General features: G+C 68.1%; 13 protein-coding genes. 7 read left to right on the top strand and 6 right to left on the bottom strand.

Features of this window, described 5'->3' with window-relative positions; genetic code table 11:
- Window positions 1-50: 50 nt before the first annotated feature.
- Window positions 51-692 carry an OmpW family protein gene (locus tag CFB81_RS08815; protein WP_069620803.1) on the top strand — a complete coding sequence of 214 codons (642 nt, stop codon included), beginning with the start codon at window positions 51-53 and terminating at the stop codon, window positions 690-692.
- Window positions 693-767: 75 nt separating this feature from the next.
- Here CFB81_RS08815 and CFB81_RS08810 read toward each other — a convergent pair whose 3' ends face one another.
- Window positions 768-971: a DUF1289 domain-containing protein gene (locus CFB81_RS08810; protein ID WP_006493160.1), complete on the bottom strand. Its 204-nt coding sequence runs from the start codon at window positions 969-971 to the stop codon at window positions 768-770.
- Between the two features lie 361 nt (window positions 972-1,332).
- On the opposite strand from CFB81_RS08810, the gene CFB81_RS08805 reads away from it, so the two are divergent.
- The 4 genes from CFB81_RS08805 (at window position 1,333) to CFB81_RS08790 (ending at window position 5,415) form a co-directional block, all read left to right on the top strand.
- A complete protein-coding gene (locus tag CFB81_RS08805) occupies window positions 1,333-2,427 on the top strand; it encodes a polyamine ABC transporter substrate-binding protein (RefSeq protein WP_011549740.1) in 1,095 nt (364 codons plus the stop codon).
- A gap of 86 nt (window positions 2,428-2,513) precedes the next feature.
- Window positions 2,514-3,674, top strand: coding sequence for an ABC transporter ATP-binding protein (locus CFB81_RS08800; RefSeq protein WP_069620801.1), 1,161 nt, complete (start codon window positions 2,514-2,516; stop codon window positions 3,672-3,674).
- Window positions 3,671-4,597 carry an ABC transporter permease subunit gene (locus CFB81_RS08795; protein ID WP_050015507.1) on the top strand — a complete coding sequence of 309 codons (927 nt, stop codon included), beginning with the start codon at window positions 3,671-3,673 and terminating at the stop codon, window positions 4,595-4,597. Before CFB81_RS08800 ends, CFB81_RS08795 begins: the two co-directional genes overlap by 4 nt.
- The gene (locus tag CFB81_RS08790) at window positions 4,594-5,415 is read left to right on the top strand and encodes an ABC transporter permease subunit (RefSeq protein ID WP_089435094.1); all 822 of its coding nucleotides are present in this window, start codon (window positions 4,594-4,596) and stop codon (window positions 5,413-5,415) included. The genes CFB81_RS08795 and CFB81_RS08790 overlap by 4 nt, the downstream gene beginning before the upstream one ends.
- Window positions 5,416-5,518: 103 nt before the next feature.
- Here the strand turns inward: CFB81_RS08790 and CFB81_RS08785 are convergent, their stop codons facing one another.
- Genes CFB81_RS08785 through CFB81_RS08775 form a run of 3 tightly spaced genes read right to left on the bottom strand, consistent with a single transcriptional unit; the run spans window position 5,519 to window position 8,923 of the window.
- Window positions 5,519-6,325, bottom strand: a complete 807-nt coding sequence (locus CFB81_RS08785) for a sulfite exporter TauE/SafE family protein (RefSeq protein WP_089435093.1) — start codon at window positions 6,323-6,325, stop codon at window positions 5,519-5,521.
- Between the two features lie 18 nt (window positions 6,326-6,343).
- Window positions 6,344-8,011 carry a bifunctional protein tyrosine phosphatase family protein/NAD(P)/FAD-dependent oxidoreductase gene (locus CFB81_RS08780; protein WP_089435092.1) on the bottom strand — a complete coding sequence of 556 codons (1,668 nt, stop codon included), beginning with the start codon at window positions 8,009-8,011 and terminating at the stop codon, window positions 6,344-6,346.
- A 27-nt stretch (window positions 8,012-8,038) separates the two neighbouring features.
- A complete protein-coding gene (locus tag CFB81_RS08775; protein WP_089435091.1) occupies window positions 8,039-8,923 on the bottom strand; it encodes an MBL fold metallo-hydrolase in 885 nt (294 codons plus the stop codon).
- 253 nt (window positions 8,924-9,176) lie between these two features.
- On the opposite strand from CFB81_RS08775, the gene CFB81_RS08770 reads away from it, so the two are divergent.
- The gene (locus CFB81_RS08770; protein WP_089435090.1) at window positions 9,177-10,574 is read left to right on the top strand and encodes a sigma-54-dependent Fis family transcriptional regulator; all 1,398 of its coding nucleotides are present in this window, start codon (window positions 9,177-9,179) and stop codon (window positions 10,572-10,574) included.
- 82 nt (window positions 10,575-10,656) lie between these two features.
- The gene (locus CFB81_RS08765; RefSeq protein WP_089435089.1) at window positions 10,657-11,181 is read left to right on the top strand and encodes a M949_RS01915 family surface polysaccharide biosynthesis protein; all 525 of its coding nucleotides are present in this window, start codon (window positions 10,657-10,659) and stop codon (window positions 11,179-11,181) included.
- A 93-nt stretch (window positions 11,182-11,274) separates the two neighbouring features.
- Here CFB81_RS08765 and CFB81_RS08760 read toward each other — a convergent pair whose 3' ends face one another.
- Together CFB81_RS08760 and CFB81_RS08755 are read right to left on the bottom strand one after the other, a co-directional pair.
- A complete protein-coding gene (locus tag CFB81_RS08760; protein ID WP_089435088.1) occupies window positions 11,275-12,303 on the bottom strand; it encodes a MerR family transcriptional regulator in 1,029 nt (342 codons plus the stop codon).
- Window positions 12,304-12,428: 125 nt separating this feature from the next.
- Window positions 12,429-13,994, bottom strand: coding sequence for an efflux transporter outer membrane subunit (locus CFB81_RS08755; RefSeq protein WP_089435087.1), 1,566 nt, complete (start codon window positions 13,992-13,994; stop codon window positions 12,429-12,431).
- Window position 13,995: the final 1 nt, after the last annotated feature.

The raw sequence follows: 13,995 nt of genomic DNA, 5'->3' as shown, positions 1-13,995 counted from the left end.
CGAAAAGACCCTACGGGGAGAATGGAAACCATTCTTTGGGGGTCCGTACCATGCATAAAACGATTCGAACTTGTGTCACCGCAGCCGCCGTCGCGGCCAGCTTCGTCGCGATGCCGTCGCTGTCGCACGCGGCGTCGCCGGGCGACGGCATCAATCAGGGTGACGTACTGGTCCGGCTTCGCGCGATCAGCATCCAGCCGAACGAGCGTGCGAGCGATACGCTCGGCGCGATCAACACGGGCGTGAACAACGCGATCGTGCCCGAGCTCGACTTCACGTACATGATCCGCGACTACCTCGGCGTCGAGCTGATCCTCGGCACGTCGCGGCATCAACTGACGTCGAGCCTCGGCAATCTCGGCGGCGTGGGCGTGCTGCCGCCGACGCTCTTGCTGCAGTACCACTTCAACCATGCGGGCAAGGTGCGTCCGTACGTCGGCGCCGGTTTGAACTACACGTACTTCTACAACAACGGGCTCAACGTCGGCGGGGAGGGCGTGTCGATCAACAAGAGCAGCTTCGGCCCCGCGCTGCAGTTCGGCGTGGACGTGCAGTTGACGAAGAAGGTGTTCATGAACGTCGACGTGAAGAAGATCTGGATGAGCACCGATGCGACGCTCGGCGACAAGGGCATCGGCACGCTGCACATCGATCCGCTGATCGTCGGCGTGGGCGTCGGGATGAAGTTCTAGACGCGACGGAACAAGAACAGAGTTGGGGTTGGCGGCATGGCGGTCGGCATGCCGCTCTTTTTTTGTGCAGTGGATTTACAGCTTGTCGTACTGGAAGCGCATCGCGGTGCCTTCGCGCGTGATGCGCTCCCACACCGCGCGCTTTTCGTCGTCGCTCAGGAACACCCAGTTCGAGACTTCGGCGGCCGTGCGGCCGCAGCCCTTGCAGACTTCGTCGAAGAGCGTCGAGCACACGCCGATGCAGGGGCTGTCGGGGAGGTCGTGAAGATTGGAGGCCATCGGCAGGGTTCGCGCAGTTGAATCGTCAGCCGCCATTTTAATGCATCGCGGCGCCGCGGCCGGACGCCGGCGCCGGGCGGACACGCCCGCCCTCCGAACGCCGGTTCGCCGCTGCCCGTTTTTCCCGGTGGACAGCCGCCGATTACCCGATAGAATTCCCCCGGAACGCCCCGCTGCGCGGGCGGCTCGACCGACCGGCGGCGGGAATCTGTTCCGTTTGCGCGACACCGGCATGATTTTTTTGTGACGGGGCGCGAATGATGGTAGTTTTCGGGGTTTTCGAGGGGCGGCGCGCCGGAATGCGCCGCCATGACGAGGCAGACGGCAGCCGGGCAATGCGTCCGGCCGAAGGGAGAACGGGATGAAAGCAAAAGTAGTGGGCCGGTTCGCAGCGCTCGCGCTGTGCGTGGGTGCGTCGGCGGCAGCGGCGAAGGATACGCAGCTCAATGTCTATAACTGGTCGGACTACATTGCGAAGGACACGATCCCGAACTTCGAGAAGCAGGCGGGCGTCAAGGTTCGCTACGACAACTACGACAGCGACGACACGCTGCAGGCGAAGCTGCTGACGGGCAGCTCGGGCTACGACATCGTCGTGCCGACCAGCAACTACGCGGGCAAGCAGATCGCCGCCGGCATCTTCGCGCCGCTCGACAAGTCGAAGCTGCCGAACCTCAAGTACCTCGATCCGCAACTGATGGCGCTCGTCGCCGGCGCGGACCCGGGCAACAAGTACTCGGTGCCCTGGGCGTACGGCACGACCGGCCTCGCGTACAACCTGACGAAGGCGCAGCAGGCGCTCGGCAAGGTGCCGCTCGACAACTGGGACATCCTGTTCAAGCCGGAAAACCTCGCGAAGCTGAAGACCTGCGGCGTGTCGGTGCTCGACGCGCCCGACCAGATGTTCGCGGCGACGCTGCACTACATCGGCAAGGATCCGATGAGCACGAACCCGGCCGACTACAAGGCCGCGATGGACGTGCTGAAGAAGATCCGTCCGTACATCACGCAATTCAACTCGTCGGGCTACATCAACGACCTGGTCGGCGGCGACATCTGCTTCGCGTTCGGCTGGTCGGGCGACGTCGTGATCGCGAAGCATCGCGCGATCGAGGCGAAGAAGCCGTACAAGATCGAGTACTACATTCCGAAGGGCGGCGCGCCGGTATGGTTCGACGTGATGGCGATCCCGAAGGATGCGAAGAACAAGGAAGCCGCGCTGCAGTGGATCAACTACATCGAGGATCCGAAGGTGCATGCGGCGATCACGAACGCGGTGTACTACCCGAGCGCGAACGCCGAGGCACGCAAGTACGTGCGGCCCGACGTCGCGAACGACCCGGCCGTCTACCCGCCGGCCGACGTCGTGAAGACGCTGTTCCTGCTCAAGCCGCTGCCGCCTGAAATCCAGCGTCTGCAGACGCGTCTGTGGACCGAGCTGAAGTCGGGCCGCTGACACGAGCCGAAGTGAACCCGCAGTCATGAAGCCCCTGGTGCCCCCGGGGGCTTTGTTCGTCTAACGCAGGAGAGAAGCAGCACATCATGAATAGCCAGTCGGGCGCGCCGGTCGCGGGCGCGCCGTTCTCCGTTTCCTCCTCCGGCGCCGATGCGCGCGCCGAGAACTTTGTCCAGATCGTCGACGTCGTCAAGAAATTCGGCGACACCGAAGCCGTGCGCAGCGTCAACCTGACCGTGCGCCAGGGCGAGCTGTTCGCGCTGCTCGGCAGCTCGGGCTGCGGCAAGTCGACGTTGCTGCGGATGCTCGCGGGCCTCGAGACGGTCACGTCGGGCAAGATCCTGATCGACGGCGAGGACCTCGCGCAGATGCCGCCGTACAAGCGGCCCGTGAACATGATGTTCCAGTCGTATGCGCTGTTCCCGCACATGTCGGTCGAGTCGAACGTCGCGTTCGGGCTGAAGCAGGAAGGTACGCCGAAGGCCGAGCTGAAGGCACGCGTCGCGTCCGCGCTCGAACTCGTGCAGATGGGCAAGTACGCGAAGCGCAAGCCGCACCAGTTGTCCGGCGGCCAGCAGCAGCGCGTCGCGCTGGCCCGCTCGCTGGTCAAGCGCCCGAAGCTGCTGCTGCTCGACGAGCCGATGTCCGCGCTCGACAAGCAGATCCGCCAGCGTACGCAGATCGAGCTCGTCAACATCCTGAACAAGGTCGGCGTCACCTGCATCATGGTCACGCACGACCAGGAAGAGGCGATGACGATGGCGAACCGCCTCGCGGTGATGAGCGAAGGCCAGATCGTGCAGATCGGCTCGCCGAACGAAGTGTACGAATACCCGAACAGCCGCTTTTCGGCCGAATTCATCGGCTCGACGAACCTGTTCGACGGCGTGACGGTCGAGGATGAACCCGATCACGTGTACATCGAATCGCCGGAACTGCCGAGCCGGCTGTACGTGAGCCACGGGATCTCGGGCCCGCTCGGGATGCCGGTCACGGTGTCGGTGCGCCCCGAGCGGATCGCGCTCACGCGCAAGCCGCCCGAAGGCGCGTTCAACTGGGCGCGCGGCCGGATCAGCAACGTCGCGTACATGGGCGGCTATTCGCTGTATCACGTGAAGCTCGACGGGGGCAAGACGGTGATCGCGAACGTGTCGAGCCTCGCGATTTCCGAACTCGACACGCCCGCGCTCGCCGACGAGATCTACGTGCGCTGGAGCGCGACCGCCGGGGTGGTGCTGACGTCATGAACGCGTTCAAGTCCCTGCTCGAGTGGCCGGTGCGGCGCTTCAACCTGACGGGCGCCACGGCGGTCGTGGCCGGGCCGTTCACGTGGCTCGTGCTGTTCTTCCTCGTGCCGTTCGTGCTGGTGGTGAAGATCAGCTTCGCGGAGCTGCAGCTCGGCATCCCGCCGTATACGGAGCTCGCGTCATACGCGGACGGCGTCGTGCACGTCGCGCTGAACCTGTCGCACTACGCGTTCCTGTTCACGGACAGCCTGTATTTCGCGACCTACGTGAACTCGGTGTGGGTCGCCGCGATCACGACGCTGCTGTGTTTGCTGCTCGGCTATCCGATGGCGTATTACATCGCGCGCTCGAACCCGGCCACCCGCAACCTGCTGATGATGGGCGTGATGCTGCCGTTCTGGACGTCGTTCCTGATCCGCGTGTACGCCTGGATCGGGATCCTGAAGAACAACGGGCTGCTGAACAACTTCCTGATGTGGATCGGGCTCACGCATACGCCGATCGAGCTGTATCGCACGAACTACGCGGTGTACATCGGGATGGTGTATTCGTACCTGCCGTTCCTCGTGATGCCGCTCTACGCGCACCTCGTGAAGATGGACCTGCGCCTGCTCGAAGCCGCGTACGACCTCGGTGCGAAGCCGTGGAAGGCGTTCGTGCAGATCACGCTGCCGCTGTCGAAGAACGGGATCATCGCGGGCTGCCTGCTGGTGTTCATCCCGGCGGTCGGCGAGTACGTGATTCCGGAGCTGCTCGGCGGCGCGAATACGCTGATGATCGGCCGCGTGATGTGGAACGAGTTCTTCAACAACGCGGACTGGCCGATGGCGTCTGCCGTGACGTGCGCGATGGTGCTGCTGCTGCTCGTGCCGATGGCGATGTTCCAGCACTTCCAGGCGAAGGAACAGGGAGGCCGCCGATGAAGCCGAATCGCTACCTGCAGTTCGCGGCGCTGTTCGTGGGCTTCGCGTTCCTGTACATCCCGATCATCAGCCTGATCGTCTATTCGTTCAACGAGTCGAAGCTCGTCACCGTGTGGTCGGGCTTTTCGTTCCGCTGGTATGAGGCGCTCGTCGAGGACGACGAGCTGCTGACGGCCGCGTGGCTGTCGCTGAAGATCGGCGTGCTGACCGCGTTCGCGTCGGTGTTCATCGGCACGTGGGCCGGTTTCGTGCTCGCGCGGATGGGGCGCTTTCGCGGCTTCGCGCTGTTCAGCGGGATGATCAACGCGCCGCTCGTGATCCCCGAGGTGATCCAGGGGATCTCGCTGCTGCTGCTGTTCATCGAGCTCGCGAAGTGGATCGGCTGGCCGGCCGAGCGCGGCGTGTTCACGATCTGGCTGGGCCACGTGATGCTGTGCATCTCGTACGTCGCGATCATCGTGCAGTCGCGCGTGCGCGAGCTGAATCCGTCGCTGGAAGAAGCCGCGCTCGATCTCGGTGCGACGCCGCTGAAGGTGTTCTTCACGATCACGCTGCCGCTGATCTCGCAGGCGCTGATCGCGGGCTGGCTGCTGTCGTTCACGCTGTCGATCGACGACCTCGTGCTGTCGGCGTTCCTGTCGGGCCCCGGCTCGACGACGCTGCCGCTCGTCGTGTTCTCGCGCGTGCGCCTCGGGCTGAACCCGGAGATGAACGCGCTCGCGACGCTGTTCATCATCGCGGTGACGGCCGGCGTCGTGATCGCGAACTTCGTGATGCTGCGTCAGGAACGCAAGCGGATGGCGGGATTTGCCGCCTGACGCTCCGGTTGCGGCCGTCATGAAAAACGCCCGGTGCCGACGATGGGTCGGGCCGGGCGTTTCGTTTGGCCCTGCGTGACGATCGCCAGCCCGTCGTCGGCGTTTATACGCCGAACGCCGCCTTCGCCAGCAACCCCAGCGCGACACACACAAGCACGACCGCGAACCCGGCCTGCACGTGCCGCGCGGAGAGGTGACGCGACGCACCGCGGCCGGCGGCCATGCCGAGCGCGGTCGCGATGCTGAACCACAGCGTCACGTCGAGCGGCGCGCGCGTGCCCGACACGAGCGTCGCCAACACGCCGCCGGTGCCGACGAGCGCGATCACCATCAGCGACGTCGCGACCACCCCATGCATCGACACGTTCGTGAACTTGCGCAGCATCGGCACGATCACGAAGCCGCCGCCGACGCCGAGCAGCCCCGTCATCAACCCGGTCACCGCGCCGGTCGACGCCAGCGCGATGCCGACGGGCCACGACCATACGAGCCGGCCCGTATCGGGATTCACGCGGCCGACGCACAGCGGCGACGCGTCCGCATCGGTTGCCTGCTGCCGCAGCGCCTGTCGCAGCAGCCGGCCGGCGACGACCAGCATCGTCAGCGCGAACAGCGTGAGCAGCAGGCGCTGCGGCAGCACGTGCGCGAGCCGCACGCCGAGCGTGGTCAGCGGCACACCGGCCACGGCCATCAGCAGCGCCGCGCGATAACGCACGAGCCCGCGGCGAAAGCCCTCGAGCGCGCCGAGCGCGGCGCTGCCGGCCACCGCGACGAGCGCGACCGGCGTCGCCTGCAGCATCGGCCAGCTCATCCCGACGACGAGCGCGGGCACCGCGAGAATGCCGCCGCCGGCGCCGGTGAGGCCGAGCACGGCGCCGACGAAGCCGCCGAGTACGAGAGATATCAGCATGACGTCATCGCGCTCCGGTCAACGCGTGATCGCGGGCTTCGCGAGCCATTCGCGGCCCTTGAGCATTGCCTTCCAGTAGAGCGGCGGCAGCACGCGCTCCTTGAGCAGCCACGCGAGCCGCGACGGTCGCTTGCCGTCGATCAGCCAGGCCGGGAAGGTCGGCGCGACCTTGCCGCCGTACAGGAATTCGGCGAGCACGATCTTGCCGCGCTCGACGGTGAGCGGGCACGAGCCGTAGCCGTCGTACGCGGCGTCGCCGTGCGCGCGGCCGAGCGACGCGAGCAGGTTGTGCGCGACGACGGGCGCCTGCTTGCGCGCGGCCGCGGCCGTTTTCGCATTGGTCGTGTTGGTGACGTCGCCGAGTGCATAGATGTCCGGAAACTGCTTGTGCCGCAGTGTCGCCGGATCGACGTCGATCCAGCCGGCCGCGTCGGCGAGCGGGCTCGCGCGCACGAAATCGGGCGCCTTCTGCGGCGGCACGACGTGGATCATGTCGAACGCACGCTCGACGGTTTCCTTGCCGCCTTCCGGCAGCGCGCGCGAGAACGTCGCACGGCGCGCGGGCCCGTCGATTGCGACGAGGTTGTGGCCGAACGACAGCGCGATGTCATAGCTTTTCACGTACTCCATCAGCGCGGGCACGTAATCGGCGACGCCGAACAGCGCGCCGCCCGCATTCAGGAATTCGACGTTCGCGGCGTCGAGGCGCCCCGTGCGCCGCCAGTGGTCGCACGACAAATACATCGCCTTTTGCGGCGCGCCCGCGCACTTGATCGGCATCGGCGGCTGCGTGAAGAGCGCATGGCCGCCGCGGAACGCGCGCACGAGCTCCCACGTGTACGGCGCGAGATCGTAGCGGTAGTTCGACGTGACGCCGTTGCGGCCGAGCGTGTCGGCGAGGCCGTCGATCGCATGCCAGTCGAGCTTGAGCCCCGGGCACACGACGAGCTTGCGATAGCCGATGCGCCGGCAGCCGTCGAGCACGACCGCGTGCGCGTCGGGCTCGAAGCCCGCGACCGCGGCCTGGATTCGCTGCACGCCGCGCGGGAGCAGGTCGGTCATCCTGCGCGCGGTCGTTTCGGGCCGGAACACGCCCGCGCCGACCATCGTCCAGCCGGGCTGGTAGTAGTGGACGTCGGCGGGATCGATCACCGCGATGTCGAGCGACGCGTCGCGCGCGAGCAGGCTCGACGCGACCGCGATGCCGGCCGCACCGGCGCCGACAATCACGATGTCGTGCCGCGCGTCCACGGCTGGCGCCGCGTGGCGGCCGCGCTGCGCGATACGCGATGCGAGCGCGCTCAGGTCGTAGCCGGCCGCGCCGGCGGTGGCGACGAGGTCGTCCAGCGGGCGCAGCCCCGCCTGCGACAGCGCCCATAGCGTGGCCGACCGCGTGCCGCTGCGGCAGTACGCGAGCACGGGCCCGTCCAGCGACGCGACGAGCGCGCCGAACCGCGCGGCCTGGTCGTCGGTCACCTTGCCGGTATCGACCGGCAGGTAATGCACGTCGATGCCGAGCGGCGCGGCGGCCGCGCGGATCTCGGTGACGGTCGGCTGGTCGGCGCCTTCGCCGTCGGGCCGGTTGCAGATGATCGCGCGGATGCCCGCCGCGTGAAGCGCGGGCAGGTCGGCCGCCGCGATCTGCGGCGAGACCGACAGCGTGTCGGTCAGCTTGCGGATGCTCATGTCGGGTTCTCCGGTGGGGCGCGCGGCTCAGATCGCGTCGAGCGGAATCTTCAGGTAGCGCACGCCGTTGTTCTCGGGTTCGGGCAGGTGGCCGGCGCGCATGTTGACCTGCACCGACGGCAGCATCAGCACGGGCATGTCGAGCGTCGCGTCCCGCGCGGTGCGCATCGCGACGAAATCGTCCTCGGTCACGCCGTCTTTCACGTGCACGTTCGCGCGGCGCTGCTCGGCGACGGTCGTCACGAACTGCACGTCGCGGCCGCCCGGCTGGTAGTCGTGGCACAGGTACAGGCGCGTGTCGGGCGGCAGCGCGAGCACGCGCATGATCGAGCGGTACAGCGTGCGTGCGTCGCCGCCGGGGAAGTCGCAGCGGGCCGTGCCGTAGTCGGGCATGAACAGCGTGTCGCCGACGAACGCCGCGCGCTGCGTCGCGTCGTCCACGCAGTAGGTCATGCACGCGGGCGTGTGGCCCGGCGTGTGCAGCGCGCGGATCGTCAGCGCGCCGAGCGCGAGCGTGTCGCCGTCGTCGACGAGCCGGTCGAACTGGCGGCCGTCTTCCGCGAAGCCGGGGCCTGCGTTGAACAGCGTGCCGAACACGTGCTGCACGCGGCGCACGTGCGAACCGATCGCAATCTGGCCGCCGACCTGCGCTTTCAGGTACGGCGCGGCCGACAGATGGTCGGCATGCACGTGCGTTTCCAGCAGCCAGTGCACGGTCGCGCCGAGTTCGGCGACGCGCGCGATCAGCCGGTCGGCGCTGGCGGTGCGCGTGCGGCCGGATTTCGGGTCGTAGTCGAGCACGCTGTCGATCAGCGCGCATGCGCGGCTCGCGGCATCGAGCAGGAGATAGCTGACGGTGTGGGTCGCCGGGTCGAAAAAGCCTTCGACCGACAGCGCGGGGGCGTGGCTCACGGGGTGTCCTCGATCGGGTTCTGCATCTGCAATGGCGGTCTTTATCTCAAGAAGCATGCCAGCCGGCGGCGCGGCATCGGCCGATATCGCAGTGGCTTGATTCGGCTCGGGTTTTCGGCGCATAGGCGGCGTCGAGAAGGCGGCAGCGACATCCGGTGGCGGACGAGCACTGCCACAACTGGCAGTACCGTGGCAGAATTGGCAGTCAGCCTGGCAGTCCGTCCGGGCGCCTCTTCGCCGAGCGAGCCGCCGCATGAATCCGCACGACACCATTCCGATCGTCCCCGCGCCGCGCCATGACGCGATGCCCGACGTACACGCGCTCGTCGCGTATCTCGAGCAGGATCCGCAGCCGATGATCGTGGTCGACCCCGACTACCGGATCCTCGCGGCGAACGATGCATACCGGCGCCAGTTCGGCGTGGCCGGCGTCGAGCACGTGGGCCGGCACTGTTTCCAGGTGTCGCATCACTACGACGTGCCGTGCGACCAGGCCGGCGAGCATTGCCCGATGAAGCAGGCGCTCGAATCGCGCGGGCTGAACCGCGTGCTGCACATCCATCACACGCCGCGCGGCCCCGAGCATGTCGACGTCGAGCTGCGGCCGATCTTCGACGCGGACGGCAACGTGATCGCGTATGTCGAGCGGCTGACGACCGTGCGCAGCGCATCCGCGCAGCCGAGCGCGGAAGGGCTCGTCGGCGGTTCCGACGCGTTCAATGCGGCGCTCGGCGCGCTGCAGCGCGTGGCGCCCTCGACGCTGCCGGTGCTGCTGCTCGGCGAATCGGGCACCGGCAAGGAGCTGTTCGCTCGCGCGCTGCACGAGGCGAGCGATCGCGCGATGGGGCCGTTCGTCGTCGTCGATTGCTCGGGGATCGCCGAGACGTTGTTCGAGAGCGAACTGTTCGGCTACGAGAAGGGCGCGTTCACGGGCGCGAACCAGCGCAAGCCGGGCCTCGTCGAAACCGCGCAGGGCGGCACGCTGTTTCTCGACGAGATCGGCGACGTGCCGCTGCCGATGCAGGTGAAGCTGCTGCGGCTGATCGAATCGGGCACGTTCCGGCGCGTCGGCGGCGTCGAGGCGCTGCGCGCCGATTTCCGGCTCGTCGCGGCCACGCACAAGCCGCTGCGCGAGATGATCGACGACGGCCGGTTCCGGCAGGATCTTTACTACCGGATCAACGCGTTTCCGATTCCGCTGCCGGCGCTGCGCGAACGGCAGGGCGACGTCGCGCTGCTGGCCGAATCGATCCTGCGGCGGATCGCGAATGCGCGCGGCAAGGCGGGCGACGCGAATGCCCGGCCATTCGCGGCCCGGCCGTTCACGCTGACCCAGCGCGCGCGGGCGTGCCTCGACGCATATGCATGGCCCGGCAACATCCGCGAGCTGCGCAACGTGCTCGAACGCGCGTGCCTGTTCGCGGACGACGGCACGATCCGCGTCGAACATCTGCCGGCCGAGCTCGTCGCGGCCGCGGCGGCGCCGCACGCGCAGGCGGCGGACGCACGCGGCGTGTCGGACGCGGAACTCGTCCGGATCGCGCGCGCGTTCGACGGCACGCGCAAGGCGCTCGCCGCGCAGCTCGGATTGAGCGAACGGACGCTGTACCGCCGGATGAAGGCGCTCGGGCTTGGCACGCGCGAGCGCTGAACGGGCGAGGCACGCGCGGCTGGCCGCGGCACGCGGCTTTGTCGATAATGGCGCGTTCCATTCCAGCGTGCTCCCATCGCCGATGAAAAGACATGCCCTTTCGCATTGCCTGTTGCTTGCCGTCGCAGCGCTGGCCAGCCCGGCGCACGCCGCCGACTACACGTGGACCGATGCGGCCGGTGCGCATGCGGTGACGCTCGCCAGAACCGCGTCCGGCGACGACGTCGAACTCAAGGTGTCCGCGACGCTCGACGGCCGCGCCGACTGGACGGTGCGCGACTACGTGAAGGCATGCCCGGTCGACGTGATTCTCGACGTCGTGCCGAAGTCGATCGAAATGCGCGACCTGCTCGGCAATGGCCGCAAGCAGTTCCTGTTCGCGTACAAGGTCGGTTGCCGCGGCGACGTGAGCGCCGATCAGGTCAAGTACTTCCTGATCGACGCGGGCACGAAGTACGTGCTGCGCGGCGAGGAAACCGTGACGATCAACGGCAAGTTCGTCGATGGCGGCGCGGCGCCCGTGCCGAACGCGGACCTGAAGGCACAGCCCGCGTTTCTGCGTTACATGACGCAGCGCTGGCACGGGATCAGCCTGCGCAACGACTAGGCGGGTGTGTGGCCGTTGGGCGCGAGATACCGGCTGCCCATGGTGAAACAGGCGGCGCACGGGAAACCCGCGCGCCGCCCGCCCGTCATCCGATCAGCGCGCTGGCGCGAGTTGCGCCATCGCCTCGCGCATGAAACCGAGCAGCGTCTCGTCGGTCCACGAATCCTTCGTCAGCGCCGGCTCGTTCATCAGCGCGTGGCGGAATTTCGCATGCGTGGCCGGGTCGTGGCCCGCGTAGCTGCAGAACAGCTCGAACCAGCGCTGCGCGAGCGCGCGGCCCTGCGGCGAATCGGGCCGCGTGCCCGCATCGATCGCGTCGCGCACGTCGGCCATCAGTTGCGGCCATTCCATCGCCCGTTCGCGGTAATGCGCGCGCATGAAACGGATCTCGTCCGGCGTGAGGTATTTCTCGAAGAGCCGCATCTTCGTTTCCGACGAGGCCCGCAGCACGTAGTCGCGCAACGCGGTCGAAATGCCGATCTTCGACTGCATCGACGGTTCGTGCTCGTGCATCAGGTTCAGCTTCGCCAGCAGCCGCGGATCGTTGTTCGTGTCGCGCACCAGCAGCGCCATCCAGCGCGCGGCGAGCGCACGCACGCGCTCGTCCTCGGCGGATACGCCCGCATCGTGCAGCGCGCGGACCTCGTCGACGAGCGCGATCCATTCCGCGTCGCCGGCCTGGCTCTTTCGGTACATCGGCAGGCGCGCGAGTTCTTCCTCGGAGAAATATTTGTCGTACACGGTCATCAACTCCAGTGTGGTGAGCCAATCGGCCAGTTCCGGCTCGGTGCCCGCCGCGAGCTGCGCGTGCAGGCTCGCGAGTCGCTCGCGCAGCTGCGCGGTTTGCGCGAGCTGGCGGTCGAGCGATGCGATCTGCTTCGCGACCAGATCGACGAGCGGCGTGCCGGGCCGGGTCAGGTAGTCGCCGATTTCGGCGAGCGACAGTCCGAAGCGACGCAGGGCCTGGATCTGGTGGAGTCGGGCGATGTCGTCGCGGTCGTACAGCCGGTAGCCGTTGTCGGCGCGCGCCGAAGGCGTCAGCAGACCGATTGCGTGATAGTGATGAAGCGTGCGGACGGTCAGTCCGCTGCGTTTCGCCAGGTCTCCCACTTTCAGCCGCATTCGTTCCTCCGTTCGGTGCGCACACTGGAGTCTCGAACGTTACGCTACGTGAGGGTCAAGCGGAAGATCGGCGATCGGACGCGCGTGGCGGGGAGTCGCACGCGCGTCCGATCGGAGGGCGGTTATTACGGTAATTGCGCCGAAGGGGCGGGCGCGGCGGCGCGTGCCTGCGTGCCGGTCGTGCCGTCGCCAGCGGCTTGGCCGGATTTACCGGACGTGTCGCCGTGGTCGGCCGGCGGCGTGCCCATCGCCTGGTAAAGCCGCGCGGTATCCGCGAACCGCGCACCGGTCGCGCGAATCTCGTCGAGCCGCGCATTGCGGTACTGCAACTCGCTCGCGCGCGCGGCCGACGGCGGCAACGCACCGAGCCGCACGCGGGCGGCCGCGTCGTCGTATGCGCCACGGGCGGACAGCGCGGCGCGCGACGACGCATCGAGCGCCTCCGCGTCGTGCTCGAGCGCCGCGAGCGAATCGGCGACGTTCTGGAACGCGCCGAGCACCGCCTGCTTGTACTGGTCGACCGCGGCCTCGTAGGTCGCCTTTGCCGCGCGGCGCTGCGCGAGCAGCGCGCCGCCGTGGAAGATCGGCTGGCTCAGCGACGCGCCGACGTTCCAGATCGCGCCGGCGCCCGACAGCATCGCCGGCCAGCTGAAGCCGCCTTTGCCCATCGCCGCCGACAGCGACAGTTGCGGAAACATCTGGGCGGTCGCGAGGCCAACCTCGGCGGCGGCGGCTTTCAGCCCCGCGTCGGCGGCCTGGATGTCCGGGCGGCTTTGCAGCAGGTCCGACGGCACGACGACGGGCACCTGCTCGGGCAGATGCAGATCGGCGAGCGCGAGATCGGCCGGCGGCCGGTCGGGCGTGCGACCGACCAGCACGGCCAGCGCGTGGCGCGCCGAGTCGCGCTGTTGGCGCAGTGCGGGCAGGCTGGCCGCGAACGTGTCGGCGCTTTGCCGGGCATTGAGCGCGTCGCTGCGCGATGCCGAGCCGAGCGCATGGCGGCGCTCGGCGTCGTGCGCCTGGTCGTTCGCGAGCGCGACGAGCCGCTCGGTCGTGTCGATCTGCGCATTGAGCACCGACACGGTGATCGACGCGGTCACGATGTTCGCGGCCAGCGCGCGCCGCGCGGATTCGAGCTGGAACGCGCTGACGTCGACGCGTTTCGCGAGCGCGCGGTTCGCGAAGCGCGACACGCCGAACAGGTCGACCGTATAGCTCGCCTGCAGTTGCCCGACGAACGTGTCGTACAGCAGCGTCGGCGCGCCGAGCGCGGGGATCGGCACGCCGAGCGCGCGCTGGCGCGTGGCCTGGCCGACTGCGTCGATCGACGGCAGCATCGAGCTGCCGATCTGCCCGCGCAACTGCTCGCGCGCGGCATCCAGCGAGTGCGACGCCGCGCTCAGCGTCGGGCTGTTGCGCAGCCCTTCGTCGACGAGCGCGTTCAGCGCCTCGGAACGGTACTGTTTCCACCAGTCCGGCACCGGCTGCGCGCCGACCTCGAACTGCTGCGCGACGCCTTGCGCGGACACCGTCTGCTGGACTTGCGGCACGGCGCCATAGTGCGCGGGCGACGGCATCGCGGGCGGCTCGCCGCTCGGCGCGAACCATGCGCAGCCCGCGAGCGGGCCGGCGACGCTCGCCGCGGCGAGCACCCGCACGGCTTTCTTTTTCAGGGTCATCGATCGATCCATG

Origin of the sequence: Burkholderia sp. AU28863, assembly GCF_002223195.1 — a bacterium.
Lineage (GTDB): Bacteria > Pseudomonadota > Gammaproteobacteria > Burkholderiales > Burkholderiaceae > Burkholderia > Burkholderia sola.
This window is presented reverse-complemented; position numbering and strand designations above follow the sequence as displayed.